Genomic DNA, 24647 nt, shown 5'->3' with positions numbered 1-24647 from the left:
GACCACCTGGTGCCTATTGACGCTGGGTGGTCCATGGCGATAGCCCTTGTTTTGCTGGAGCTACCAGCTGAAGGGATGCCTGTAACGGGAACACAACGGAGTAAACCCTCCGCCCCCGGGCACCATTCCTCCAGCTAACACACTGGTAACGCTTCAGCTTTTAGCCACTGCTAGGAGCCGTAGACCATGTCGGCTTAAGTGACCTTCTTCATCCATTTCCTGAGGACGTCGAGCGGGTAACCTGTACCGTATCCATGCCCCACCCCCTTTGTCTGCCATCCTCCAATCTGATCAACAATATCAGCAGGACACTCCACCGCCCTAAGACGGTCCCGCATGGCATGGCGGAAGCCGTGCATGGTGCATCCTTTCGGCGCATACTCTTTCATCCATTTATTCAGTGCTGCGCTTGCGGCATTCGCGTTTGTCGCATCCTTCCTGTTGTAGCGAGGAAATGCGAACTGGGATGGGGTCTGCTGGTCAAGGATACGCTCCGCAGCCCATCGTGCCTCCCCTTCCAGCGGGATATCTCGTTCGCTGCCCTTGGTCTTAAGCCGTCGCCAAGGGTGTGGGCGAACGCGGACGAAAAGAGACCCATCATTATGGCGAACGATGTCGTCACGAGTTAGTCCCGCCGCTTCAGCTAAGCGCATTCCAGTATCTGAGACCAACGCCACTAGCCAACGCAAGTCATCGTCCATCTCACGGCATTTGACTTGAATGAGGTCAATCGCTTCTTCGGGAATCGAGTGGCGATCTGAGACACCCGCCGAGCGATCATAGTATACCCCAGCAAATGGATTGATCATGGAAAGACCCAGTTCGCTGGCAGCAAAGTTTGTTACTGCTCTAACTGTCCCGAAAATCCTCGTCATACTGCTGCCAGCCAAACCGCGAGCGACCAAAGCATCCCGAAAAGCGTTGGCATCCGCCTTGGTATAAGCGTCAAGGTGCTTGGCACCACAGGCGTCGATGACATAGCCGCAGGACCTCTCGGCAGCTCTGTGAAAGGTGATAGGGCGACCTTTGCCCTTGTGACGCAGATAGATGCCCACGGCTTCAGACAGCAATACAGCTGACGGAGATACAGCGGCCGGGTTATCGGTCAGGGTCGTCCCAGGCTTTTGCTTCCGCCTCAGCATGTGTTTGCCGGGCAATGCCACTTCTTGTGATCTCAGGTGATACCAATACTCATCAAGCTGATCGGCGGCACGTCTGGCTCTCGCTTCTGCAACCTTTGCTGATCTTGTACGCAGCGAATAAGCGATGCGCGGCGATAAATAATGAGACTTCAGCTCCTTTGGGATGCGTCGGCTGAAGTAATAGACCCCATCCTTAACGAAGGTGTACGAGGGGGAAATGGTCTCCGACATGGTCTACGGCTCCTAGCAGTGGCTAAAAGCTGAAGCGTTACCAGTGTGTTAGCTGGACGAATGGTGCCCGGGGGCGGAATCGAACCACCGACACGAGGATTTTCAATCCACTGCTCTACCCCTGAGCTACCCGGGCACGGGTCACCTCTTTCGAGGTCGGGTGAGCGGGTTCTAGGACCTGTGGCGCGGGGTGTCCAGCCCCATTTTTCCCTGAAACCCACTTCTTTTCAAAAAACGCGAATTTTCCTGTGTTAATGGGGCTTTGCAGGGCGGTCTTGTGCTGCTTCGGCGGCGTCGATGGCGGCTTCCACGTCTTCGGGGTCGCGCGAGGGGACGGCGTAGCTGCCGTTGAACCAGCGGCCCAAATCGATGTCGGCGCAGCGGCGCGAGCAGAAGGGGCGATGCGCCTTGACGGTTTCGGCTTTGCAGATCGGGCAGCTCATTGGCCTGCCCCTGCCAACACCTCCGCCAGCACCGGGCGGGCACGTTTGCGTTGCAGCTCGTAATGGCCCAGAGGCGTCCAGCCGACCAGCGTCGTATCCACATCGTCGGCGCGGAAAGCAACACGTAGGGCACTTTCAAACGTCCGACGGTCCTTCTTGGGCATGGGCGCAAGGTCGAGCGTGATTTGCCCGCCAAGTCCGCGCAGACGCAAAGCACGCGGCAGCGCTTTGGCGCAGGCCATATTGGCCTTCACCCCGGCGGCGAGCGAGGCGTCGTTGCCGGTGTTCACATCGACCGCAACCAGCGCGCGTGTCGGCTCAACAAAGATCGATGCGCCGCCGCCGAGCGGCACCTGCGCCGAGGCCACGCGGTCGAGCTCTTCCAGAACGCCGTGGTCATCAAAGCCGCCGGCCTCGGTCACCACCTCGGCGGGCGCGGTCCAGTCGCGCCAAGCGAGCAGGTGCGGACCATCGCCTTCGCTCAGCACCTCCATCTGTTGCGCGTCATCATTGGCCACGGTATCCGCCAAGCTAAGCATATTGGCGATATCCTCGGCAATATCCTCGGCATCGGCCCCGGCGCAGGAGGACCGCAGGATCAGGCCCAGATCGGCGCCGTCCGCCACCTCATGGGCGATTTCGAGCAGCCGGTCGCGCTCTTCCTCGTCCTTGATCGAGCGCGAGATGTTCAGCCCCGGCGCATCCGGCGTCACGATGGCATAGCGCGACTTGAAGAGCAGCTTATTGGTCACCGGGATCGCCTTGCCCGGCTCGGCATGGCCCGAGACCTGCACGAGAATCGTCTGACCGGGGGCCAGCCCCTTGATCTGACGCAGAAAGGCCGCGCCATCGGGGGTCTTGAGGAACATGCCCCCCTGCCCCTTCACCGGACGATCCGCAATCGCGCGGTACACCGTGCCAACACGCGGTGCGTCGCTGTCGATCAGAAAATCGTCCAGCTTGCCGTCCACCATGAGGGCTGCGGCCTCGATATCACCGAGATGGTCAAGAATGATTGTACGGCCTTTCATGGCGTCCTTCCGTCAAATGGGTAGCCTGCCGCTTGCAGCAGGTTCGCAGCCTCAGCCAATGGCAGGCCGACGATTGCAGTGAATGACCCGCTGATCCAAGGGATCAACGCGCCAGCGGGGCCCTGAATGCCATAGCCGCCCGCCTTGCCGCGCCAATCGCCGGTGGCGAGGTAACGGCGAATCTCGGGCTCGGACAGGGATTTCATCTTCACGCTGCTTTGCACATCGCGCTGCCACAGCTTGTCGCCACGTTTGACGGCGACGGCGGTGACCACTTTATGACGACGGCCCGACATCAGCCGCAAAAAGGCTTCGGCCTCGGCCTCATCCTCGGGCTTGCCGAGGATGCGCCGGCCAAGCGCCACGGTGGTATCGGCGCAGAGCACGATGTCATCCGCACCCGCGGGCACCGCCGCCACTTTCTCGCGCGCCATACGGGCGCAATAGGGGCGTGGCAGCTCGGCCTTATGGGGGCTCTCGTCGATGTCGGGGGCGCGAATGGCATCGGGGGTCACGCCGATCTGGGCCAAAAGCTCCAACCGGCGCGGCGATCCTGATCCAAGAATGAATTGCATCTTATGGGCCTCTTTGCCTGAGGCCGGCGGCCCGGTCGGGGCCGCGCACGGCCCCGCCTGCGCCGCGCAACGCGCGAACGCGGTGCCGCTTACTTGAAGCGATAGTTGATCCGACCCTTGGTCAAATCATAGGGTGTCATTTCCACCTGAACCTTGTCGCCAGCCAGAACACGGATGCGGTTTTTCCGCATCTTGCCTGCCGTATGCGCGATGATCTCATGGCCGTTTTCCAGCTCGACCCGAAACGTCGCGTTAGGCAGGAGTTCCTTCACGACACCGGGAAATTCGAGCGTATCTTCCTTGGCCATGGTCTCTCCTTGAGCACAAAACCCTCCAAAACGAGGGCGCAGGCTTAAATGGGCGCATTTTCGCGCTTTTTCAAGGGGGATTCAGCGCAAAGCGACGTTTATCGCCTTTCCGTCGCGGCCAATCTGGTCTTGCCAGTCCCTTCGGTTGAGCACGATGCCATCCGCGCGCACCTCGGCGACCTGCGCCAAATCGGCGTCCGCCACGGTCCAGCCGGGGGCGTTGACCTCGCGCACACCCAAAATCCCCGTGGGCGGGAAGCCGCGATCCGGGGGGCAGAAAATCCCGCCCGCGCCATAGGATTGTCCCAAAGCCTCGGACCAATCGGCCTTGCCTACGACCGAGGACATGGCAGTGATACACTGATTCTCAAGCGCCCGCGCCATGGAGCCGATGCGCACGCGCCAATAGCCCGCGAGCGTTTCGGTGACACTGGGCACGCAGATCACATCACATTCCGCCAGCGCGCGGCCCAGCAAGGGAAACTCGCTGTCATAGCAAATGAGAATCCCGATCTTGCCAATCGCCGTGTCAAAGACCTGAAGCGCATTGCCCCCGATCACGCCCCATTCCTCACGCTCAAAACGGGTCATGATCTGCTTGTCCTGCACGCCGATCTGCCCCGTGGGCGTGATCAGCCGGGCACGGTTGACCGGGCGGCTCTCAGTCGCTGCGGGGCCGGAGCCGGCCACGATATGCACATTATGCTCAGCGGCGAGCTTCACATGCAACCGGTCCGCCTCCTCAAGCTTGTCCGACACCGAAAAGAGCGAACGTTCCAAATCGCCCGCCACCTCGGCCCCGTCGAGCGTCGCCAGTTCCATCGCCGCATACTCGGGAAAAACCATCAGTTCCGCCCCCTGCACCGCCGCCTCGGCGACCCAATGGGCCAGCTTGTCTTCGTACTGCGCCCATGATGTCAGAACATCGAGCGGATAGGCGGCTGTGGCGATTTTCATTCAAAAGGCTCCTCATTTTCGCGCAGTCTGCGCGGCTTTACCGGTGGCTTCAAGACGGGCGGCGTCGCTTTCATGGAACCGTCCGAGGGGCTGCCGCTTGCTTGGGCAAAGGCTTGACCCGAGCCGCCCATGGTTTCACAAGATCTGAAAGAGATGGGACCATATGCTGAACAAGGGCATCACCCTGCGGGGCATCGAAGTGTTTGAGGCGCTGGCGCGGAGCGGATCGGTGGCGCAGGCGGCCGAGGCCACGGGGCTGAGCCAGCCCGCCGTCAGCCAGCAGATGCGCAACCTCGAAGCCGCCATCGGCGCGGAACTGGTCGACCACACCCGCCGCCCCATGCGACTGACCCCAGCCGGGCAGATGTTCCTGCGCCGGGCCGAACAGGCGCTCAGCGAATTGCGCCAAGCGCAGAGCGAAGTCACGGTGATGGATTTGGCCCATCTGGAGGCGCTGAACCTCGGCGTGATCGACGATTTCGATGATGACCTGACCCCGCGCCTTGCCACGATCCTTGGCGATAGCCTGACCGGATGCCGCTTTCGGATGATCACCGCAGGCAGCAATGAACTGGCCGGAGCACTGCGCGACAAGAGCCTGCATATGGCACTCTCGGCGCAGATTGACGGGCCGATGGCGGGGGTTCTGGAATACCCGCTGGCCCGCGATCCGTTTATCCTCGTTACCCCCGCGGGCACCTCTGCCGATCCCGACGCCCTGCTGCGCGGCGCCACCGATCTGCCCTTCCTGCGCTATGCCGCCGATCAGTTGATCGCGCGGCAGATTGAGGCGCATCTTGCATCTGAGGGCCATAGCCTGCCCGCCCGCTTCGAGATTGGCAGCCATCTGGCGCTGATGGCCATGGTGGCCCGCGGCATCGGCTGGGCGATGACCACGCCCTTGGGATACATGCGCGCCGCCCGTTTTCACGACCGCCTCGCCGCGCACCCCCTGCCCGCGGCGGCACAGGCCCAACCGCCTGCGCGCACCATCTCTCTCTTCGCCGGTGCGGAATGGTCCGGCCCCGTGCCGCGCGACATCGCCCAGACCCTGCGGCAGTTGATGCAGACCCATATGATCGCCCCCGCCATCGCGCAATTGCCTTGGCTGGCCGACGGCTTTCACCTGCTTGAATACATGGACCCTATCGGAGAATAATGCCCCTTGACCAAGATCGTGATCCTCACCGGCGCGGGCATCTCTGCCGAAAGCGGGCTTGAGACCTTCCGCGCCTCAGATGGCCTCTGGGCGCAGCACCGGGTCGAAGACGTGGCGACGCCCGAAGGTTTCGCCCGCAACCCCAAACTGGTGGTCGACTTCTACAACGCGCGCCGCGCGCAGGCCGCCGAAGTGGCCCCCAACGCCGCGCACCGCGCCCTTGCCCGGCTGGAGGCCGAGTTGCACGGCGAGGTGGTGGTGATCACTCAAAACGTCGACGATCTGCACGAACAGGGCGGCTCGCTGCAGGTCATGCATATGCATGGCGCGCTCAAAGGCGCGCTCTGCGCCGCTTGCGATCACCGCTGGCCCGCGCCCATGGTCATGGCGCCGGGCGATCCCTGCCCCGCCTGCGGTGCCCCCGCCGCGCGACCCGATATCGTTTGGTTCGGCGAAATGCCCTATGAGATGGACGCGCTTTTCGATCATCTGGCCGAGGCGGATATCTTTGCCGCCATCGGCACATCGGGCAATGTCTACCCCGCCGCCGGTTTCGTCGCCGAAGCCCGCCGCGCCGGGGCGCATACGATTGAGTTCAACCTCGAACGCTCCGCCGTGGGCAATCAGTTCGCCGAACATCGCATCGGGCCCGCCAACCAGACAGTGCCGGAATGGGTGGCCGAAGTGCTTGAGGCGCGCCGCTAATCACCGGCGCGCCACGGGCTGTCAGCGCGGTTCGCTGCGCAGCCCTTTGTAGATCGTGTAGCACATCACCAGCATCAGGATCGCGAAGGGCACCCCCGTCGCGGTGACCCCGGCCTGCAGCGCCGACAGCCCGCCGCCGATCAGCAGCACGATGGCGATCAACCCTTCGACGATGCACCAGAAGATGCGCTGCGGCACCGGCGCATCAATCTTGCCACCCGCCGTGATCGTATCGACAACCAGCGAGCCCGAATCCGAGGAGGTAACGAAAAACACCAGCGCCAGAAGAATCGCGATGGTCGAGGCGATCTTGGTAAAGGGAAGCTCATTCAGCATACCGAAAAGCGAGAGTTCCGGCGAATAGCTGTCGATCACATTGGCTTTGACCAGCGATGTCTCGGGGCTGGCAAGGATCTGATCGATCGCGATGCCGCCAAAGACGCCCATCCAGATGAAGATGATCAGCGACGGGATCAGCAACACGCAGATGATGAACTCCCGCACCGTGCGCCCGCGCGAGACGCGCGCGATAAACATGCCCACGAAAGGCGCCCAGGAGACCCACCAGGCCCAATAGAACGCGGTCCAACCCTCACGGTAGGAATCATCCTCCCGACCGAAGGGATTGGAGAGCGGGATGATCTCTTGCGTATAGGCCAAAAGACCGGTCCAGAACCCGTCCAGCCCCACCAGCGTTGGGCCGACGAAAAGCACGAAGAGGAAGAATAGGACCGCCACGATCATGTTCACCTCGGACAGGATCTTTACCCCGCCATCCAGCCCGCGCCAGACCGACACCAGCGCCACGGCGGTCACCAAGAGAATGATGATCACCTGCACATTGGTCGAAATCTCAAGCCCGAAGGCGAAGTTGAACCCTGCATTGGCCTGCTGCGCGCCAAGGCCAAGCGATGTGGCAAGACCAAAGAGCGTCGCGAAAACCGCCAGAATATCAATGATATGCCCCGGCCAGCCCCAGACCCGATCCCCCAGCAGGGGGTAGAAGCACGACCGGATCGAAAAAGGCAGCCCCTTGTTATAGGTGAAGAGCGCCAAGGCCAGCGCCATGATCGCATAGACCGCCCAACCGTGCAGCCCCCAGTGATAAAAGGTCGCCGCAAGACCCATGGCGCGGGCGGCCTCCACATTCTCGGGAATGATCGACCCATCCTCGGCAATCGGCAGGGGCACCCCCAGCGGACCGGAGACGTTCATATGGTACACCGGTTCGAGCACGCCAAAGAACAACAGGCCAATCCCCATGCCCGCGGCAAAAAGCATGGCGAACCACGCCAGATAGGAATATTCCGGCACGGCCTCTTGCCCGCCAAGCCTGACCTTTGAAATCGGCATGAAAATTAGCGCGATGCAGAACAGAACGAAGATGTTCACGATGATCATGAACAGCCAATCCAGCTTGGTCGTGGCAAAATCGCGAACCGCGAGGAAGAGCACACCGGCCTGATCCGGGAAAAGCATGGTTAGCAGCACAAAGGCCACCGCCGTCAGACCGGACACCATGAAAACCGGGTTGTGAATGTCAAAACCCAACGGGCCGAGGGTTCCGTCGATATTGTCTTGGCCGACCTCGAAATCAGTCTCAATCTCATTCGTATCGGGTGGCGTAGTGGAACTGGACGTGCCGGGTGTGGGGTCGGTCATGGAGTCTCCGATCTTGATGCACTGTCTGAACCCCGCTCGGCAGGTAGCATGGTCAGAACAACAATTGTCGGCAGATCAATTAGCGCGCATTTCCAAGGTTTCCCGAATTAAAACATGCCCCTGCGCAAGAAAATTACCCCGGGCCGCCGTGGCCCTAGCCCCTGATAGGCAGGAAACCCTAACAAATCCCTAAGCCCAAAACGAAAAAGGCCCCGATCCTTTCGGATCGAGGCCCCAATCTCTATGCGGTAAGCCTTAGCTCAGCACATCGGCAGTCGCGCTGGATTTCGCGATGGCCTTTTTGATTTTCAGCGCGTTGTCGGACAGTTCAACGTCTTTGGCTTTTGCCAGGAACTTGTCCAGACCACCACGGTGGTCAACGCTGCGCAGGGCTGCGGCAGAGATGCGCAGCTTGAACGCGCGGCCCAGTGCTTCGGACTGCAACGACACGTCGTTGAGGTTCGGCAGGAACCGACGGCGTGTACGGTTGTTGGCGTGGCTTACGTTGTTGCCCGTCATCGGGCCTTTTCCGGTCAATTCGCAACGGCGCGACATGGGTTCATCCTTTTGCTGTTGTGTCCTTCCAGCGATCCGGAAACACACATAACGTGGGGGCCGCGCAGAGCCGACCCTGAATTGGTTCGCTGGCTTTAAGGGGAATCGCGGTAGCCGTCAACCCGGTGCGCGGGACTTGGCCATATTTCCTGCGCCCACCGCCGATCGCGTCAAGCGCAGCTGCCCCGCCCTGCCCCCGCTACGCTGGTTTTTGCCATCGGGGCCAGAGTTTCCTTTGCATCCTCTCGGCGGATTTGCGATGCAGACGCATGACCATACAGATGCGCGCCCTCTTCGTTCACCTTTTCACTGCCACCGGAGCAGTGCTGGCCATGCTCGCCATGCTCGCCGCCGTGGAAGAGAAATGGGACCTCATGTTTCTATGGCTGGTGATCGCCTTTTTCGTCGATGGCATCGACGGGCCGCTGGCGCGCAAATATGATGTAAAGACCAACGCGCCTGAGTTCGATGGCGTCTTGATGGATCTGATCATCGATTATCTGACTTATGTCTTCATCCCGGCCTTCGCGCTCTTTACCTCGGGGCTGATGGACGGCTGGAGCGGTTGGGCGATGATCATTATCATCACCTTCGCCAGTGCCATGTATTTCTCTGACACGCGCATGAAAACAAAGGATAATTCCTTTAAGGGCTTCCCCGGCTGCTGGAACATGCTGGTGCTGGTGCTCTTTGCCTTGCAGCCCGAGTGGTGGATCAGCCTGATCGTGGTCACGATCCTTGCCGCAGCGATGTTTCTGCCGATCAAATTCGTCCACCCCGTCCGGACCGAGCGTTGGCGTCCAGTGACGCTGCCCATGGCGCTGGCATGGACCTTCTTTGCAGGCTGGTCCGCTTGGGTGAACTTCCACCCTGAAAGCTGGGCGCATTGGGGTCTGGTGATCACCTCTGTCTACCTGATCTGCGCCGGCGCCGCGCAACAGCTGATCCCGTCGGGCGACGATTAAACCCGCCATTGCTCCTCAAATCAACAGCCCTGCCGCGCCTTCATGGCGCAGCAGGGCGACCTTGGTCTCGACCCCGCCCGCGCCGCTGAAACCGGTGAGCCCCTTGGCACCCATGACGCGGTGGCAGGGGATAAGGATCGGGATCGGATTGCCGCCACAGGCCCCACCCACGGCCTGCGCGGGCACGCCCAGGTCACGGGCGATCTCGCCGTAGGTGCGGGTGTGACCGAAGGGAATGGCCGCGATGGCGGCGCAGACCGCGCGTTGGAAGTCACTGCCGGTGACGCGCAGCGGCAGGTCAAAGCGCTGACGCTGGCCTGTCGCGTATTCGTCAATCTGCCTCAAAGCGGTGCCGAGCAGCTCCGAGCGGTCTTGCCCCGCCGCCTGCCCCCAGCCGAGCGCCGTGATCGCGCCATCCTCTTCGGTGACGATCAGATCGCCGAAGGGCGTGGAGAGAGAGGCCTGTTTCATCGCCCTACTCTGCGCCAGAAATCACGCCTGCGAAAGAGCGTTGAGGGCATCGCCCTCCCTGGGGGGCGTCCATCCTTTTCTGACGGTTGTGGACTTGCAAGAGACGCTAAAGGTGCGAATTGCGCAAACGCTGCAAAATCGCCCTCCGGGGGGAGGGAGGGCGATGCCCGTGGTTTCCACGGGCGAGGCATTGGCGACCTGACAAACGAAAACGGGCGCCGGTTTTCCCGACGCCCGTTTGATCACTCTCTGAAAACGCCTCAGGCTTCCGCCAATGCCTCACGCACCGCCTCATCACAGCGCCCGCAGACGCCGGGATATTCATGCGTGCCGACATCCGGCAGCACCTTCCAGCAGCGCCCGCATTTTGCGCCCTCGGCCTTTTCGAAAACCACGGCCACGCCATCGGTCTCGGGCATGCGGAAAGCCTCGGCAGGTGCCGGATCGCCGGTCACGGTGATGTCGGAGGTGATGCTGACATCCTCGAAGGACACGCTCTCCAACGCCTCCCGCTGTGCCGCGTCGTCGACATGTACCACGGGGGCCGCCTCGAGCGACGCACCGATCACCTTTTCGGTCCGCTGCACTTCAAGCGCTGCGGTCACCACCCGGCGCGCGGCGCGGACCTTGGCCCATTTCGCCGCCAGTTCCGGGTTCAACCATGCTTCGGGCGTCTCGGGCATGTCGACCAGATGCACCGAGGAGTCGTCGCCCGGGAAGCGCTCCAGCCAGACTTCTTCCATGGTGAAGACCAGCACCGGGGCCAGCCATGTGGTCAGACGGTGGAAGAGGATATCCAGCACCGTGCGCGCGGCGCGGCGGCGCAGGGTGTCGCCGTCGCAGTAAAGCGCGTCTTTGCGGATATCGAAGTAAAAGGCCGAGAGATCGACTGTGGCAAAGGTGAAGACCGCTTGGAACACGCCTTGGAAGTCGAAACGCGCGAAACCGTCGCGCACCACCTTGTCGAGTTCCGCCACCCGGTGCAGCACCCACTGCTCAAGCTCCGGCATCTCCGCCGGGTCCACGCGGTCTGCCTCGGAGAAGTCACTCAGCGCGCCCAGCATGTAGCGCATGGTGTTGCGCAAGCGACGATAGCTGTCGGCGACGCCCTTGAGGATCTCATCCCCGATGCGCTGGTCGGCGGTGTAATCGGTCTGCGCCACCCAGAGCCGCAGGATATCGGCGCCATACTGCTGCACGATCTTTTCGGGCACGATGGTGTTGCCGATGGACTTGGACATCTTCATGCCCTTGGCGTCCAGTGTGAAGCCGTGGGTTACCACGTTGCGATAGGGCGCGCGGCCCGTGGTGCCGACGGATTGCAAGAGCGAGGAATGGAACCAGCCGCGGTGCTGGTCAGTGCCCTCCATGTAGACATCGGCGATGCCATCCTCGGTGCCGTCCTCGCGGTCGCGCAGGGTGAAGGCATGGGTCGAGCCGCTGTCGAACCAGACGTCGAGGATGTCTGTCACCTGATCGAACTCCGCCGGGTCGACGATGCCCGAAAGGAACCGCTCTTTCGCGCCCTCGGCATACCACGCGTCAGCCCCCTCGGCCTCGAAAGCCTCCACGATGCGCTGGTTCACCGCGTCGTTGCGCAGCAGGAAGTTCTCGTCCGTGGGCGCCACGCCCTTGCGCACGAAGCAGGTCAGCGGCACGCCCCAGGCACGCTGGCGGCTCAGCACCCAGTCGGGCCGCGCCTCCATCATCGAATGCAGGCGGTTGCGGCCGGATTTCGGCACCCAGTTAACCTTGTCGATACAAGTGAGCGCACGCTCACGGATGGTTGTGCCGTTCTGATCCAGACCGTCGCCCACCTCCTTGTCGATGGCGGCGAACCACTGCGGCGTATTGCGATAGATCACCGGCGCCTTGGAGCGCCAGCTGTGCGGATAGCTGTGCTTAATCTTGCCGCGCGCCAGCAACCCGCCGACCTCCACGAGCTTGTCGATGATGGCGCTGTTGGCGTTGCCCTCCTTGCCGTTCGGCTTGAGGATCGCCTTGCCACCGAAGAACGGCAGATCGTCGCGGAAACGGCCGTCTTCCATGACGTTGTAGGTGATGACCTGCGGCAGCATGCCGAGATCACGGTAGAGCTCGTATTCCTCCAGACCGTGGGAGGGCGCGCAATGCACAAAGCCGGTGCCCTCGTCCGAGGTGACGAAATCGGCGGCACGGAAATCGCGCAGATCGTCCCATTCGCCATTCGCGCCCTCGACCCCCGCCAGCGGGTGCTTCAAACAAAGTCCCTTGAGAACGTGCGCACTTACATCCCTTACTCGTTCCCACTGCCCCTCATTCAATCGAGCTTTAGCGAAAACTTCAGCCGCCAATTCGTCAGCTAGAAGGTACTGGTCACCGACATTCGCCCAGCATTCATTCGGAACATCGGTCACGCGGTAGAGGCCGTAGGAAATATCATCGCCAAAGACGACAGCCTTGTTAGACGGAATCGTCCAAGGTGTCGTGGTCCAGATTACTACATATGCACCCACAAGGTCTTCGTACGGGGTTTTATCGACCTCGGGTAGTTTTTCGTCACCAAAGGAGGGTGGGCCGGCATCCATTGCCATGTATCCCTCCACCTTAAACTTCACCCAGATGGTGTGGCTTTCCTTGTCGTGATACTCGACCTCGGCCTCGGCGAGCGCGGTCTTCTCGACCGGCGACCACATCACGGGCTTGGAGCCTTGGTAGAGCGTGCCGTTCATCAGGAACTTCATGAATTCCTCGGCGATCACCCGCTCGGCATGGAAATCCATCGTGAGATAGGGATTTTCCCAATTGCCGGTGATCCCGAGACGCTTGAACTCCTCGCGCTGCACGTCGACCCATTTGGCGGCGAAGTCGCGGCACTCGGCGCGGAACTCGTTGATCGGCACCTGATCCTTGTCGCGGCCCTTCTTGCGATACTGCTCTTCGATCTTCCACTCGATCGGCAGGCCGTGGCAGTCCCAACCGGGGATGTAGCGCGCGTCATAGCCCATCATCTGGTGGGAGCGGACAATCATGTCCTTGATCGTCTTGTTCAGCGCGTGGCCGATGTGCAGGTTGCCATTGGCGTAGGGCGGGCCGTCATGCAGGGTGAAAGGCTCCCGCCCCTCCTTCTCGCGCAGGCGGTCATAGACGCCGATTTTCTCCCAACGCTCCAGCCAGCCGGGCTCGCGCTTGGGCAGTCCGGCGCGCATGGGGAAATCGGTCTTGGGCAGGTTCAGCGTGGCTTTGTAGTCGGGGGTCTCGGCGCACATGGGGGGCGTCCTTTAGGCATTTGGGGGGTTATTCAATCTCGGTCGGTGCGAATGGCTCAAGCACCTCGGCCCGGCGTCTCAACTGCTTAGAGCGCCGGGAATATAATTCGAATAATGATCGCGGTGGGGCGTGTCATGGGCCCGCTTATAAACAGCCCCCCCTGCCCCGACAAGCCCCGGAAGACGCGCGACAATCGGGCTGAAAACACTGCCAGAGACGCCGCCCGCCGGACTTAACATTTTTTATGATCCCCGGCCTTCGCTTGAATTTTTCGGCGAAAACAGCATCATAAGGTATTCGACAAAGCTTTATTTCCGCGGGCTCCGTTTTGGGGAACCCGCGACAATTCTAATGGGCAGAAAGACCTGCGTGTGACCATCAAAGACACCTTTTATCACGATATGGCCGTAAAACCGTCGGGCATGGTCGACCATCTGAGCGGCGCGCAATGGGCCAAACTTGCCCCGCTGATGACCCATCACAAGCGTTTCACGCCCGGAACCGTGATCAGCCGCAGGGGTGATTTTCTGGATCACAGCCTGTTGCTGCTCGATGGGTTGATCGCCCGCAGCGTGCCGCGCGGACAGCGTGCCCGCAGCACCTTCGTCGCCCTCCAATTCCCCGGTGAGTTTGTCGATCTGCACGCCTTCCCGCTGAAGCAACTCGACCATGATGTGATATCGCTGACCGATACCCATGTCGCCATCATCTCGCATGAGCCGCTGCGCGAGTTGCTCAATGGCGATGTCGAGATGGCCCGGAAACTCTGGCTGATGACCTTGGTCGATGCCTCCATCCACCGCCATTGGGTGATGCGCAACAGCGCCATGCGTGCGCTGGCCCGGGTGGCGAATTTCCTGAGCGAATTCGATGCCCGCATGACCGCTGCGTATGGGATGGAGCGTCAGAGCCTGCCCTTCAGCCTGCGCCAGACCGATATCGCCGATGCCACCGGCCTCACCTCGGTCCATGTCAGCCGCACCCTGCGTGAGCTGCGCGAACATGGCTGCTGCGCCGTGACGGGCGGCAAACTGCTGATCCACGACCGCGCGGGGCTGCATAAAGTGGGCCAGTTCGAGCCTGCCTACCTCTATATGCCCCAACCCGAAGCAGCGTTTTAGCCCGCCTCTGCCAGAGGCTCGGGCGCACGCTCTACCTGCAAAGCAATCGCCGGATAGGTTTTACGCGGCAGCGCGACATCCCTCTGCGCCCGGGCCGCGTGATAGAGCCGTTCGAACTTCGTCACCATTGCCTGCGCATCAAAGAGCCGTGCCACACGGGCGCGGGGCACTTCGGCGTGGATATCGCGCGCCTGTAGCAGGGCCTGCGCCAAGGCATCCGCGCTATCCTCAGCCGCGATGACACCCGCCTCGCCAAGCACCTCCTCAACTGCGCCATGCGGGGTCGCGGCAACAGGTAGGCCCGTTGCCATCGCCTCCACCGCGGCAAGGCCAAAGGGTTCCTCCCACTGCGGGGTGAAGAGCGCCACCGAGGCCCGCCCATAGGCCGCCCCAAGCGCCGCCGTTTCCAGATGCCCGACATAGGCCACATCGCCATAAAGATGCGGTCTTACCAGATCGTTAAAGTAATCCCGATGCTCGACGACGCCGTAGATGCGCAGGGGCACCCCTGCGATCTGCGCCGCCTCTGCCGCCAGATGGGTGCCCTTGGTCGGGGTGATCCGCCCCGCCCAAACGGCGCTGCCATCCCCCGGCCCGCCTTGGGGCCATTCGGCAAGGTCGATCCCGTTGTGCACCACATGCGCCGTGTCGGGCGCGCCCTCGGGCCACCAGATGCCGCGTTGCCGGGCCGAGACGACGGAGGACAGATGCCAAGGCGCCGCCCCATCCATCAGCGCGCCGCGCAACACTTTGAAGGGCGGGATGTGCAGCGAGGTCACCATCGGCAGCCGCTCCGCCCGCGACAGGCGCGGCAGGAAGCGGTGCAGCGCGTTGTTGTGCACCACGTCAAAGCCACCTTCCAGCAAGAGCCGCGCGGCGCGGGCATAGCAGGCGTCGAGGTGGTCGTTCAGCGCATCGGTGCCGTGAAAGTCATGCCAAGGATAGCGCGCATCATAATGCGCGTCACAGATGGGCAGCAGCTTCACCCCCGGCGGCAGGCTCGCAGCACTGTCCCCGCTGGCCAATAGGGTCACCTCATGGCCGCGTTCGGCCAAGATCCGGGCAAGACCGTGGGTAAAAGCCTCCATCCCGCCCTTGAAGGGGGCGGCGATGGGGTGGCGAATATGGCCGACGATGGCGATGCGCAGGGTCATTCCGCCGCGATCCGCTCTTCGCCGCGCAGATAGCGCAGCACCCGCGCGGTATTGGCGTAAGGCTGGTCCGACTGCTGCTCGCAAAGCGCGAAATCATCTGCATCCGGCTCGCGCAGCTGCACCAGCGCGTCGCCGTCGCTCCCCACCAGCCCCATCAGGCGAAAGGCGGTGAGCCAGTGGTTCATGGTGCGGTGCCCCCATTTGTCAGCAAAAATCTCGGTATTGCGCAGGATCGATGGGATGTGGTGGATCGGCGGCATGCAATGCGGGTGATGCTGGTGAAAGACCTTCGCCCCCTTCGCCCAGTGGATCGGCACGCCGCGTTCGTCTAACTCTCGGCCAAAGTCGGTATCCTCACCTCCGTAGCCGGTGAAACGCTCGTCAAACCCGCCGGAGCGGTCCCAATCTTCGCGGTGGATGGCAAAGTTGAGCGACCAGAAGCAGCGGTAATCGTTGCAGCGTTTCAGCCCCTCGGCGGGCGGCCCCTGACGGTCGGAATGGCGCACGGCGACGGCTTCCAACTTCGGATAGCTCCAACCTTCGGTGGCCGTGCCTGCGGGGAGGTAGTTGACCTCGCCCATGATCAACCCGTTGCCCGGCACCGCATAGCCCATATAGTCGGCGATCAGTTCCGGCGCCGGGATGCAATCCACGTCGAGAAAGACCAGACAGTCGCCCTTGGCCTCTGCCGCGACGGTATTGCGCGCGCGTGAGAGGGGCAATTCGCTGCCCGTCACCTGAACCTGCCGGATCGGGAAATCGGTCTGCGGCAGGTCGTCGTAAAGCGTGTCCTGCATGACCCCGATCACCAGCTCATCCGGCTGCCGGGTCTGTCGGGTCAGGCCAAGGATCACATTGCGCAGATGCGCCGCCCGCCCCCGCGCGAGCGTCAGCGCGCTAACTGTGGTATTTTCAGGCACGGATGGGGTGAACGACGTCATGTAACTCTCCGGTAATTCTGGGTGTTTCAGATAGCAACTGATCGGTGAGGCCGATCAGCCAATTGGCCGTCTCTACGGCGGCATCCTCGTTGACCAAGGCCCGCTGCAGGACGGGGTCATGGGCATCGAAGGTATCTTGGATCGCGCGGCGCCATGCTGCGGCGGAAGACGGGAAATGCGGCAGGTGATGCGCTGCCCCCGCCCGCGCCAGCGCCTCGGCCTTTTCGACCTGTTCGTCGAAATAGCGCCACTCCGGCACGGCGAGCCACGGGGTCTCTGCCGCTAGGATCTGGTGGCAGGTGGTGTTCCCGGTCGAGGCCACGACCATATCCGCCGCCGCCAGATAATCCGCCGCGTTTTCGACCCAGCCGTGATGGCGCAGGTTGGCAGGCTCGGTGGCATGCCAATCGCGTGCCATGCGCCCGATGGTGATGAAAGCCGTCTCGGGCATCGCCCGCGCCGCGATGCCGAAGGGGGCGGAGGCGAAACCCGTGCCGCCCCCGCCCGACATGACCAGCACCATGCGCTGCTCTGGCCCGACGCCAAGCCTCTCGCGCAACCTGTCCCGCCGCGCGGGATCGGGGCGTTTCACATCGACGCCCAAGCCCCCGGCGAAATGCGTCTTGGCCATATGCCGCGCGGGCCAGTCCGGCTGCGCCAGCGCCTTGGCGGCGGGACAAAGCAACCCGACCGCCCCGTCATAGGCCGCCTGATGCCCCGGATCACCGCGCTGACCATGTTGCAGCACTTTCACATGCGGCACCGAACAAAGCCGGGCAAGCTGCGCCACCTCAGCCGAGACGTCGCTGATCATCAACACCGGATTGGCGCTGGCGAACCAAGCGGCAAGTTGCGCCATGGCCTGCCGGATGCCGGGCCAGCCAAGCGGCGCGCAATGCACCATATCCGGCGCGCTGGTGGTGTCGTTGATGTCCTCGGCCCCCGTCGCCTCGAAAAGCGATGGCAGGGTGATGACTTCCACCGCCCGGGTGAAGGCGGGGAAAATGTCCGGTTTCGCGCAGAAGACGGTCACCGGCTGGCTCTCGGGCAGCGCGTTGACGACCGCCGCGCAGCGCTCCGCATGGCCGCGCCCCTGATGATGGACGAAGTAACCGATGGGCCGTGTCATTGCGCCACCATCTTCACCGGCGACTCCATCGCGTTGAGGGCGAAGCCGAAGGTTTCCAACCCCTCCAAGACCCCAGCCGCATGGGCCGCGCGGGCGTGGTAGAGCCGTCTGCCGCTCAGGCGTTCGCGCAGCCCGTCCATCGCATTGCCCACCAAGATGCCCCGGCCCGGGCCATCCTCCACCGCCTGCAACATGTCGAAATCATTGCCGCTGTCCCCGGCCACGACAACCCGGTCCATCGGCATGCCCAACCGCCGCGCGGCGGCACAGACCGCAGGCCCCTTGCCCGCCGCCAAGGGTAGAACATCGATCAGCCGCCCATGCGAGGCCACGATCTGCGCTGCAGCACCGCGCCGGGCCAGATGCCGCTCCAACCGGCGCGCGGTGCGCATGTCACCAAAACCGCTGAGCTTCCACCGCCGCTGCTCGACCGGCGCTTGCCAGTTAAAGCCAAAGTCCTTCAGGGCGCGCTCCACCCGGGCCCGGTCCCATCCGGCGTCAAGCTTTTGGGCGAAACGCTCATCCAGACACAGCCGCCCTTCGGCATCGGGCAGATAGACCTCGGTGCCGACAGAGGTGATAAAGACGCGCGGGCTGGGCAGGTTCCAATCGCGCAGGATGCGGCGGGCTTCCGGCAGGCTGCGCCCCGTGGCCACGGCAAAAAGCGGTCGGTCCCGGGCGATCCAAGCGTTGAACAGGGCGGCGGATGGCGCGCAGCCCGTGAGCGTGTTGTCGATATCGCTCGCCAACAGGACGGGCGCTTGCGTCGGCAGTGGCGCGACGTGGCGGATATCTTCGCAGATATGCTGCACCTCTTCGGCCCATTTCGACCAGTCGTAGCGCCCAACATTGGCACGCCCGGCTTCCGATGCCTCAGTCCAGAATGCGCGATCGTCCAACAGCTTCAACAGCGCCGCCTCGATGGCCGCGCCATCGCAGGGCGGCACACAGAGCCCATGACCGAGGTCCGCCACGATATCGGCAGGCCCGCCTTCACGCGTGGCCACCACCGGCAGGCCATGCGATGCCGCCTCCAACATGGTGAGGCCAAAGGGCTCATGCAGTGCGAGGTTAACAAAAACCCCACCGGTCTGCGCTGCGCGGTCGTAGAGGGCCGCCACATCGCCCTGCGTATGCCTCGGCGGCAGCGCTACTTTGCCGCGCAATTCCGGCACCTCCAACGTCTCCCGCAGGCGGATCAGCTCCGCACGGGCTTCTGCATTCGCCTGTAGCGCATCGCCATGCTGGCCGGCGAGGATCACAAGGTTCGCCCGCGCCTGCAAAGCGGGGCTTTGCGCATAGACCCGCGCCAAGGTCGCAAGGTTCTTGCGGGCCACGGGGCGCGCCACGGCGAGCAGCGTGGGGCGGTCGGGGTCGCTCAACTGACCGGCCAAGAGCGCACGGCCCGCCCCGGCCTCAGCCGGGCGGCGCAGCGATACGCCCGGAGAGACGCGGTGCACCCGCGCCTGCGCATCCGCCCCATAGGCCGCGACCTGCACCTCGGCCTCATCGCGCGAGGAAAGCACCACCGCATCGGCCTCCAACAGCGCGCGCCGCTCCGCCGACACGCGCGCGGCATCCACCTTAGCCCCTGACTTGCTCAAGGCCAGCGAATGGGGGGTATAGATCACCGGAATGCCGAACCGCGCACGCGCCGCCAGCGCCAATTGCGCCGCATCGGCGAAATGCGCGTGGATCACATCCGGCAGCCGTTTGGCCTGCGCCAGATCCTCAAGAAACGCCTCGACCAGTGCGGGGATTTCCGCGGCGAGGTTTTCCTTACTCAGATACCCCCGCTCCGCCGTCCAAAGACGCCGGATCGACAGGCTGCGGCTGACCTGCTGCTCGGTCTGGGCATGCACAGCGCCAAGGCTTGGTTCATCGAAAGCACGGGTCACGATCTGCACCGCATCCACGTCGCCCCGCGCCGCCTGCGCGCGGGCCGCCCCCAAGATATAGGCGATGTGACCGCCGGTATCTTCGGTCACGCCATAGTTGACAGACGGCGCCGTGAGGCAGCCCCCGAGGGCAATGTGGCAAATGAACATGAATGGGTCTCCTTATGGGGGGGTGACCCCTCTCACGGCCCATCCGTTCCGATAACAAATGTTAATGCATACATCGCTGGACAGCGCGGTTGGACGTCCTAGCTGCCTGCCATTGAACCCCGCCTCTCTCTCCCCCAATCAGAGCCGTCGTGATGCCCTCAGAAATCCCCCCGCGCTACCTGTTCATCGGCGGGCTGCACCGCTCTGGCACCTCGCTGGTCAACCGCTTGGCCAATGCCCTGCCCGGCGCGGGCGGCATTACCGGATCGGCGGCGCCCGAGAATGAGGGGGTCTACCTGCAAGGGGCCATTCCCCATACGGCGCAATCCGGGCGGCCCATGCATTTCGCGACCAACCCTGAGGAACATCTGACCGAGGCGCATCCGCTCAACAGTTTGGAGACGAAGACCCGGCTGGCGCAGGACTGGGCGCCGTGGTTTGCTCCGGACCTGCAGTGGCGGGTTGAGAAGTCACCGCTGAACCTGACCCGCATGCGGCTGATGCAACACCTCTTTCCCATGTCGCAATTCATCGTCGTCCTGCGCCACCCCGAGGCCGTCGCCGCCTCGGTCGCGTCATGGGTAGATGCGCCGGCGCAGGCGTTGATCGATCATTGGATCGCGGCGCAGGCGCAGATGCTGGATGACCTGCCCTATCTGCATGCGGTGATGGTTCTGCGCTACGAGGATATCGTCGCCGACGCCCCCCGCGCCTTGCGCCGCATCGCGCGTTTCACCGATCTGCCCGAGGCGGCATTGCCCGAAGGCATTGCGGATGGAAATCAAACCTACGCCGGGGCCACGCAGATGACGAAGGCACAGGCGGCCGAGGCCGCGCGGTGGGGCTATGCCCCCGGGTTGCAGGTCTCGCCTTGGCCCGGCCTGATCCGGCACCCGCTGCGCGCCGTGCGCGAAGCGGTCGAGGCAGCCTGATCGGTCAGCCCTCGCCGAGCACCCCGGTCAGCGCGCGTTTGATGATGCCCCGCACGCCGGGGCGTTTTCCGCGGGCAAAGGGCAGCGGGCGACAAACCTCGATCGCGGCCACGCCAACGCGCGCGGTCAGCGCCCCGTTCACCAGCCCCTCGCCGAAACGGCGGCTCAGCTTGGCGACGATGGACCCGCCCAAGAGCGGCTCGATCAGATCATCCCCCACGGCCACGGCGCCCGTCGCCACCAGATGCGACAGCACCGCGCGGGTCAGCCGCCACGAGCCGAAAAAGCCCGAGCGCCCGCCGTAGATTTCCGCGATGCGTCGGATCATCCGCAGGTTGCTGCTGAGGGCGGCGGCAACATCGGCCAGCGCCAGAGGCACCAATGCGGTCACGGCGGCGACCTGCCGGGCCGCGGCTTCGACCTCGCGGGTGGCGGCACGGTCCAGCGGGGCCAGAACCTCGCTCTCGGCCAGCCCTAACAGCGCTTCGGCATCGAATTGATCGCCCCGCAGCTCCGTCAGCCGGTCGCGGCCCCAGCGGGTATCCTCACGGTGTTTGTAAAGCGCCTCAAGCCGGTTCGTGACGCTGCGCGCGGCGGTCAGATCCCGCTGCGCCAGCGCCTCGCCCGCGTCATGGCGCAGCCCGTCGAGCCGCGCGAGCCGTCCAAAGGCCGCCATCTCGCGCAGCGACAGCAACAAGAGGACCAGCAGAAACGCCCCGATCAGCAGCGTCATCGCCCAGCCCAGCAGCGGGTAGCGCGCCATCAGGTCTGTGACAAAAGTCCAAGCCGCGATCGACACCAGCGCCGTGACCAATGCCCCCGCCAGCGCCCAGAACAGCCGCACCAAGCGCGACGGTTTGCGCGCCGCAAGCCGGGCGGCGATCTGCATCGCTTGGCCCTTGGGCGGCGGAGCCTCGACGTCCAACTCGGGCACGGCGGGCGCATCGGCGACCGAGGGCTGCGGCTTGGCGTCTTCTTCAAGGTCGAACAGGATCGGTCCGCGGGCCATCAGGCGGCCTCCCTTTGCCAGTGCAATGTCAAATCGGGCAGCCCTTCGTCATTGGCGCTGCCATCGCTGCGCGCGGTCTCGGCGAACCCGTGTTGGCGGTAGAATGCGATGGCCCGCGCATTGGCCTGAAAGGTCCAGCAGGTCAGCGACTTATGCCGTGTCTTTAACGCTCCCAGAAGGGCCGAGCCGATGCCCTGCCCCCGCGCCGATTGGGCCACAAATAGCGCATCCAACGCGCCGCCCTCGCAGGCCGCGAAACCAGCCACGCGGCCCTCCCGCTCGGCCACCGTGACCCAGCCCCGGGCGATCATCGCATCCGCATGGGCGATATCCTCGGCACCGGTATGAATGCGCGGCAACCAAGCGGTGTCACGGGCGAAATCGCTCATGATGCCGCCCACAGCGCCTGCGTCGAGGGGCTGGGCCGGGCGCAGGGTGGCCGGGCCTGTCACAACCGCGCTCACAGCCGGTCCCCGATCAGGAATTCCGCCGCGCGGTCAAGCCGGATATGTGGCGGCCCGTCGCCGGGGCGCAGGTCCAGCACCGCCGGGGCGAAGCGCATAATCTGATAGTCCGCCCCCAGCCACTCCTGCGCACCCTGCCGTGCGGGGGTCAGCAGATGGGCCGGGTCTTCGGGCAGTTCACCGGGATAGAATGCCGCCTGCCGCCCGCGCGTCTCATCCTCGTTCAAAAGGGTGCCGCGCACCACGTCGAGCGGCTCTCCCCCATGGGTCATTACGTCTTCGGTCGTGGCGCGCAGGCTCGCGATGGCCATGGCCCGCGTGCCCGCCCCCGCATATTGCGCCCGATCCCGCGCCTCGCGGATCAGCGCCTGCATGATACCGCTCAGTCGGGGATGCTGGCTGTGGTGCAGATGGTCGGCCTTGGTCGCGGCAAAGAGGATTTTCTCGACCCGTTTGCCCCGCAGGAGGGTGGTCAGAAAGTTGTTCGTTCCCGGCCGGAACGCGCCCAGAATATCGGCCATGGCGCCGCGCAGGTCTTCGACCGCCTGCGGCCCTTGGTGGATCGCGCCAAGCGCGTCAACCAGCACCACCTGCCGATCGATCCGCGAAAAGTGATCGCGGAAGAAGGGCTGCACCACCTGTTTCTTATAGGCCTCGAACCGCCGCGCCATTTCGCGGATCAGCGATTTGCGCGGCGCGCCGTCCGAGCGGGGCAGCGGCGCGAAGGTCAGCACCGGCGATCCGGCGAGATCGCCCGGCAGCAGGAAGCGCCCCGGCGTGCAGTCGGAATAGCCATTGGCGCGGGCGGTTTGCAGATAGTCGGCAAAGCTATCGGCAAGCCTGCGGGCGGTGGTCTCCTCCAACTCGGCATGAGGATCGGTCTGCTCGGCCAGTGCGCGGTAGCCCGCCGCCTCTTCACGCGACGCGATGCGTTCAATGACTTGCGCCGACCATTCGGCATAGGTGACATCCATCAGCGCCAGATCCAGCAGCCATTCGCCGGGGTAATCCACGATATCCAGATGCAAGGTGCGCGACCCTTGCAGACCTGCCAGCAACCCATTGGGCCGCACCTTGAGCGAGAGCCGCAGTTCCGAAATCGCGCGCGTGCTTTCGGGCCAATGGGGCGTCTTTCCGGTCAGCGCGGCGAGGTGGGTCTCATACTCGAACCGGGGCACGGTATCGTCGGGCTGGGGCTGCAGAAACGCCGCCTCGATCCGCCCCTCAGAGGCCGCGAGCAGCCCCGGCATCCGGCCTCGGTCCAGCAGGTTGGCCACCAGCGAGGTTATGAAAACCGTCTTGCCCGAGCGCGCAAGCCCCGTGACCCCAAGCCGGATCACCGGCTCGAAAAACGTCTCGCCCACCGTGTCGGTGACATTCTCAAACTGCCGCCAAATCCCGTCGGCAATGCCTGTGATACCCAAAGCTGCGCCCGTCCTTCTTTCTTTGGCCTCAACATAGGGCCGGCAGGCAGGGATTGCCAGAAGCGCCCGCCCGCGCTAAGGCCCGGTCATGCCCAGATATGCCCTGAAAATCGAATACCACGGCGCGCCCTTCAACGGGTGGCAGCGTCAGGTTGACCAACCCACGGTGCAAGGCGCGATCGAGGCCGCTTTGGCTAAGCTGGAACCCGGTGACCACACCATCGCCGCCGCCGGGCGCACCGATACAGGGGTGCATGGGCTGGCGCAGGTTGCGCATTGCGACATGGCCCGCGATTGGTCGCCCTTTCGGCTGGGCGAGGCGCTGAACTATCACCTCAAGCCGCAGCCCATCGCGATCACCGATTGCGTGCTGGCGCCCGAGGATTTTCACGCCCGCTTTTCGGCGCTTGAGCGGCGCTACCACTTCCGCATCCTCAGCCGCCGCGCCCCGGCGGTGCATCAAGCGGGGCTGGTCTGGCAGATCAAACATCGGCTGGATGTAGAGGCGATGCAGGCGGCGGCGGATCTTTTGGTGGGCAAGCATGATTTCACCACCTTCCGCTCGACCGTTTGTCAGGCGGAAAGCCCGGTGAAAACGCTCGACCGGTTACAGGTCTCGCAGGTCGAGACCATGACCGGGACGGAGTATCACTTCGACGTGCGCGCGCGGTCCTTTCTGCACAATCAGGTGCGCAGTTTCGTCGGTTCGCTGGAGCGGGTCGGCGCGGGGTCATGGAGCGTGGCGGATATGGGTGCAGCACTTGCGGCGAAGGATCGGGCCGCCTGCGGGCCAGTCTGCCCGCCGCAGGGGTTATACTTGGCGCATGTGAGCTATCCGGTGGACCCGTTCGCTAAGGCGTGACGCGGACCATCGCCTGCCCGCGGGGTGGCGATGCTTCAGTCGGTTCATGCCACTTTATCCTGCAGCCTAGGGGCGCGTTACCTAGAGGACACCGCCCTTGGCGAAATCGC

General features: G+C 63.7%; 23 protein-coding genes and 1 tRNA gene. 6 read left to right on the top strand and 18 right to left on the bottom strand.

The window, feature by feature from the left end; translation table 11 throughout:
• Positions 1 to 194: 194 nt before the first annotated feature.
• From HKX24_RS10750 to HKX24_RS10720, 7 genes are all read right to left on the bottom strand, one after another.
• A complete protein-coding gene (locus tag HKX24_RS10750) occupies positions 195 to 1373 on the bottom strand; it encodes a DUF6538 domain-containing protein (protein WP_271691804.1) in 1179 nt (392 codons plus the stop codon).
• A gap of 61 nt (positions 1374 to 1434) precedes the next feature.
• Positions 1435 to 1509: transfer RNA gene (locus HKX24_RS10745), tRNA-Phe, on the bottom strand.
• A gap of 115 nt (positions 1510 to 1624) precedes the next feature.
• Entirely contained in the window at positions 1625 to 1816 is a 192-nt protein-coding gene (yacG, locus tag HKX24_RS10740; protein ID WP_067268003.1) for a DNA gyrase inhibitor YacG, read from the bottom strand.
• The gene (locus tag HKX24_RS10735) at positions 1813 to 2847 is read right to left on the bottom strand and encodes a ribonuclease E/G (RefSeq protein WP_271691807.1); all 1035 of its coding nucleotides are present in this window, start codon (positions 2845 to 2847) and stop codon (positions 1813 to 1815) included. The genes yacG and HKX24_RS10735 overlap by 4 nt, the downstream gene beginning before the upstream one ends.
• Positions 2844 to 3422: a Maf family protein gene (locus tag HKX24_RS10730; RefSeq protein WP_271691809.1), complete on the bottom strand. Its 579-nt coding sequence runs from the start codon at positions 3420 to 3422 to the stop codon at positions 2844 to 2846. The genes HKX24_RS10735 and HKX24_RS10730 overlap by 4 nt, the downstream gene beginning before the upstream one ends.
• Positions 3423 to 3511: 89 nt before the next feature.
• Positions 3512 to 3730: a translation initiation factor IF-1 gene (gene infA, locus HKX24_RS10725; protein WP_005978431.1), complete on the bottom strand. Its 219-nt coding sequence runs from the start codon at positions 3728 to 3730 to the stop codon at positions 3512 to 3514.
• 81 nt (positions 3731 to 3811) lie between these two features.
• The gene (locus HKX24_RS10720) at positions 3812 to 4687 is read right to left on the bottom strand and encodes a carbon-nitrogen hydrolase family protein (RefSeq protein WP_271691811.1); all 876 of its coding nucleotides are present in this window, start codon (positions 4685 to 4687) and stop codon (positions 3812 to 3814) included.
• A 163-nt stretch (positions 4688 to 4850) separates the two neighbouring features.
• On the opposite strand from HKX24_RS10720, the gene HKX24_RS10715 reads away from it, so the two are divergent.
• Together HKX24_RS10715 and HKX24_RS10710 are read left to right on the top strand one after the other, a co-directional pair.
• Positions 4851 to 5846 carry a LysR family transcriptional regulator gene (locus HKX24_RS10715; protein ID WP_271691812.1) on the top strand — a complete coding sequence of 332 codons (996 nt, stop codon included), beginning with the start codon at positions 4851 to 4853 and terminating at the stop codon, positions 5844 to 5846.
• Positions 5847 to 5852: 6 nt separating this feature from the next.
• Positions 5853 to 6551, top strand: a complete 699-nt coding sequence (locus HKX24_RS10710; RefSeq protein ID WP_276154004.1) for an NAD-dependent deacylase — start codon at positions 5853 to 5855, stop codon at positions 6549 to 6551.
• 21 nt (positions 6552 to 6572) lie between these two features.
• Here the strand turns inward: HKX24_RS10710 and HKX24_RS10705 are convergent, their stop codons facing one another.
• Positions 6573 to 8213 carry a BCCT family transporter gene (locus HKX24_RS10705; RefSeq protein ID WP_271691815.1) on the bottom strand — a complete coding sequence of 547 codons (1641 nt, stop codon included), beginning with the start codon at positions 8211 to 8213 and terminating at the stop codon, positions 6573 to 6575.
• Positions 8214 to 8468: 255 nt separating this feature from the next.
• Positions 8469 to 8768 carry a 50S ribosomal protein L28 gene (gene rpmB / locus HKX24_RS10700; RefSeq protein WP_067268014.1) on the bottom strand — a complete coding sequence of 100 codons (300 nt, stop codon included), beginning with the start codon at positions 8766 to 8768 and terminating at the stop codon, positions 8469 to 8471.
• A 269-nt stretch (positions 8769 to 9037) separates the two neighbouring features.
• Here rpmB and HKX24_RS10695 point away from each other — a divergent pair, with 269 nt between their 5' ends.
• Entirely contained in the window at positions 9038 to 9733 is a 696-nt protein-coding gene (locus tag HKX24_RS10695; RefSeq protein ID WP_271691817.1) for a CDP-alcohol phosphatidyltransferase family protein, read from the top strand.
• 15 nt (positions 9734 to 9748) lie between these two features.
• Here the strand turns inward: HKX24_RS10695 and HKX24_RS10690 are convergent, their stop codons facing one another.
• Together HKX24_RS10690 and ileS are read right to left on the bottom strand one after the other, a co-directional pair.
• The gene (locus tag HKX24_RS10690; RefSeq protein ID WP_271691819.1) at positions 9749 to 10204 is read right to left on the bottom strand and encodes a methylated-DNA--[protein]-cysteine S-methyltransferase; all 456 of its coding nucleotides are present in this window, start codon (positions 10202 to 10204) and stop codon (positions 9749 to 9751) included.
• A gap of 260 nt (positions 10205 to 10464) precedes the next feature.
• Positions 10465 to 13452 (bottom strand): isoleucine--tRNA ligase, encoded by a 2988-nt coding sequence (gene ileS / locus HKX24_RS10685; RefSeq protein ID WP_271691821.1) that lies wholly within the window; start codon positions 13450 to 13452, stop codon positions 10465 to 10467.
• 372 nt (positions 13453 to 13824) lie between these two features.
• Between ileS and HKX24_RS10680 the strand changes: the two genes are divergently transcribed.
• Positions 13825 to 14574 carry a Crp/Fnr family transcriptional regulator gene (locus HKX24_RS10680; RefSeq protein ID WP_271691822.1) on the top strand — a complete coding sequence of 250 codons (750 nt, stop codon included), beginning with the start codon at positions 13825 to 13827 and terminating at the stop codon, positions 14572 to 14574.
• On the opposite strand, the gene HKX24_RS10675 is transcribed toward HKX24_RS10680, so the two are convergent.
• Genes HKX24_RS10675 through HKX24_RS10660 form a run of 4 tightly spaced genes read right to left on the bottom strand, consistent with a single transcriptional unit; the run spans position 14571 to position 19846 of the window.
• Positions 14571 to 15728, bottom strand: a complete 1158-nt coding sequence (locus HKX24_RS10675) for a glycosyltransferase (RefSeq protein WP_271691823.1) — start codon at positions 15726 to 15728, stop codon at positions 14571 to 14573. The genes HKX24_RS10680 and HKX24_RS10675 overlap by 4 nt on opposite strands.
• Positions 15725 to 16669: a galactosyltransferase-related protein gene (locus tag HKX24_RS10670; protein WP_271691824.1), complete on the bottom strand. Its 945-nt coding sequence runs from the start codon at positions 16667 to 16669 to the stop codon at positions 15725 to 15727. Before HKX24_RS10670 ends, HKX24_RS10675 begins: the two co-directional genes overlap by 4 nt.
• Positions 16641 to 17798 (bottom strand): glycosyltransferase, encoded by a 1158-nt coding sequence (locus tag HKX24_RS10665; RefSeq protein ID WP_271691825.1) that lies wholly within the window; start codon positions 17796 to 17798, stop codon positions 16641 to 16643. Before HKX24_RS10665 ends, HKX24_RS10670 begins: the two co-directional genes overlap by 29 nt.
• A complete protein-coding gene (locus HKX24_RS10660; protein WP_271691827.1) occupies positions 17795 to 19846 on the bottom strand; it encodes an HAD-IIB family hydrolase in 2052 nt (683 codons plus the stop codon). The genes HKX24_RS10665 and HKX24_RS10660 overlap by 4 nt, the downstream gene beginning before the upstream one ends.
• A 152-nt stretch (positions 19847 to 19998) precedes the next feature.
• On the opposite strand from HKX24_RS10660, the gene HKX24_RS10655 reads away from it, so the two are divergent.
• Positions 19999 to 20778 carry a sulfotransferase gene (locus tag HKX24_RS10655; protein WP_271691828.1) on the top strand — a complete coding sequence of 260 codons (780 nt, stop codon included), beginning with the start codon at positions 19999 to 20001 and terminating at the stop codon, positions 20776 to 20778.
• Positions 20779 to 20782: 4 nt separating this feature from the next.
• On the opposite strand, the gene HKX24_RS10650 is transcribed toward HKX24_RS10655, so the two are convergent.
• The 3 genes from HKX24_RS10650 to HKX24_RS10640 are packed head-to-tail and all read right to left on the bottom strand — an operon-like array spanning position 20783 to position 23675.
• Positions 20783 to 21787: a TIGR01620 family protein gene (locus tag HKX24_RS10650; protein WP_271691830.1), complete on the bottom strand. Its 1005-nt coding sequence runs from the start codon at positions 21785 to 21787 to the stop codon at positions 20783 to 20785.
• Entirely contained in the window at positions 21787 to 22251 is a 465-nt protein-coding gene (locus HKX24_RS10645) for a GNAT family N-acetyltransferase (RefSeq protein WP_231886446.1), read from the bottom strand. Before HKX24_RS10645 ends, HKX24_RS10650 begins: the two co-directional genes overlap by 1 nt.
• Positions 22248 to 23675, bottom strand: coding sequence for a YcjX family protein (locus HKX24_RS10640; RefSeq protein ID WP_271691831.1), 1428 nt, complete (start codon positions 23673 to 23675; stop codon positions 22248 to 22250). The genes HKX24_RS10645 and HKX24_RS10640 overlap by 4 nt, the downstream gene beginning before the upstream one ends.
• A gap of 88 nt (positions 23676 to 23763) precedes the next feature.
• Between HKX24_RS10640 and truA the strand changes: the two genes are divergently transcribed.
• A complete protein-coding gene (gene truA, locus HKX24_RS10635) occupies positions 23764 to 24537 on the top strand; it encodes a tRNA pseudouridine(38-40) synthase TruA (RefSeq protein WP_271691832.1) in 774 nt (257 codons plus the stop codon).
• Positions 24538 to 24647 lie beyond the last annotated feature (110 nt).

The organism is Sulfitobacter sp. M85 (genome assembly GCF_029285915.1).
In the GTDB taxonomy this organism is placed as follows: Bacteria; Pseudomonadota; Alphaproteobacteria; order Rhodobacterales; family Rhodobacteraceae; genus Sulfitobacter; species Sulfitobacter faviae.
Note: the sequence above shows the minus strand (reverse complement) of the source record. Positions and strands in the feature narration are given on the sequence as shown.

What these genes read in the sequence shown, in the direction of transcription:
- HKX24_RS10750 (WP_271691804.1), bottom strand. Translation starts at nt 1,373, where the DNA reads ATGTCGGAGACCATTTCCCCCTCGTACACCTTCGTTAAGGATGGGGTC.
- yacG (WP_067268003.1), bottom strand. Translation starts at nt 1,816, where the DNA reads ATGAGCTGCCCGATCTGCAAAGCCGAAACCGTCAAGGCGCATCGCCCC.
- HKX24_RS10735 (WP_271691807.1), bottom strand. Translation starts at nt 2,847, where the DNA reads ATGAAAGGCCGTACAATCATTCTTGACCATCTCGGTGATATCGAGGCC.
- HKX24_RS10730 (WP_271691809.1), bottom strand. Translation starts at nt 3,422, where the DNA reads ATGCAATTCATTCTTGGATCAGGATCGCCGCGCCGGTTGGAGCTTTTG.
- infA (WP_005978431.1), bottom strand. Translation starts at nt 3,730, where the DNA reads ATGGCCAAGGAAGATACGCTCGAATTTCCCGGTGTCGTGAAGGAACTC.
- HKX24_RS10720 (WP_271691811.1), bottom strand. Translation starts at nt 4,687, where the DNA reads ATGAAAATCGCCACAGCCGCCTATCCGCTCGATGTTCTGACATCATGG.
- HKX24_RS10715 (WP_271691812.1), top strand. Translation starts at nt 4,851, where the DNA reads ATGCTGAACAAGGGCATCACCCTGCGGGGCATCGAAGTGTTTGAGGCG.
- HKX24_RS10705 (WP_271691815.1), bottom strand. Translation starts at nt 8,213, where the DNA reads ATGACCGACCCCACACCCGGCACGTCCAGTTCCACTACGCCACCCGAT.
- rpmB (WP_067268014.1), bottom strand. Translation starts at nt 8,768, where the DNA reads ATGTCGCGCCGTTGCGAATTGACCGGAAAAGGCCCGATGACGGGCAAC.
- HKX24_RS10695 (WP_271691817.1), top strand. Translation starts at nt 9,038, where the DNA reads ATGACCATACAGATGCGCGCCCTCTTCGTTCACCTTTTCACTGCCACC.
- HKX24_RS10690 (WP_271691819.1), bottom strand. Translation starts at nt 10,204, where the DNA reads ATGAAACAGGCCTCTCTCTCCACGCCCTTCGGCGATCTGATCGTCACC.
- ileS (WP_271691821.1), bottom strand. Translation starts at nt 13,452, where the DNA reads ATGTGCGCCGAGACCCCCGACTACAAAGCCACGCTGAACCTGCCCAAG.
- HKX24_RS10675 (WP_271691823.1), bottom strand. Translation starts at nt 15,728, where the DNA reads ATGACCCTGCGCATCGCCATCGTCGGCCATATTCGCCACCCCATCGCC.
- HKX24_RS10670 (WP_271691824.1), bottom strand. Translation starts at nt 16,669, where the DNA reads ATGACGTCGTTCACCCCATCCGTGCCTGAAAATACCACAGTTAGCGCG.
- HKX24_RS10665 (WP_271691825.1), bottom strand. Translation starts at nt 17,798, where the DNA reads ATGACACGGCCCATCGGTTACTTCGTCCATCATCAGGGGCGCGGCCAT.
- HKX24_RS10660 (WP_271691827.1), bottom strand. Translation starts at nt 19,846, where the DNA reads ATGTTCATTTGCCACATTGCCCTCGGGGGCTGCCTCACGGCGCCGTCT.
- HKX24_RS10655 (WP_271691828.1), top strand. Translation starts at nt 19,999, where the DNA reads ATGCCCTCAGAAATCCCCCCGCGCTACCTGTTCATCGGCGGGCTGCAC.
- HKX24_RS10650 (WP_271691830.1), bottom strand. Translation starts at nt 21,787, where the DNA reads ATGGCCCGCGGACCGATCCTGTTCGACCTTGAAGAAGACGCCAAGCCG.
- truA (WP_271691832.1), top strand. Translation starts at nt 23,764, where the DNA reads ATGCCCAGATATGCCCTGAAAATCGAATACCACGGCGCGCCCTTCAAC.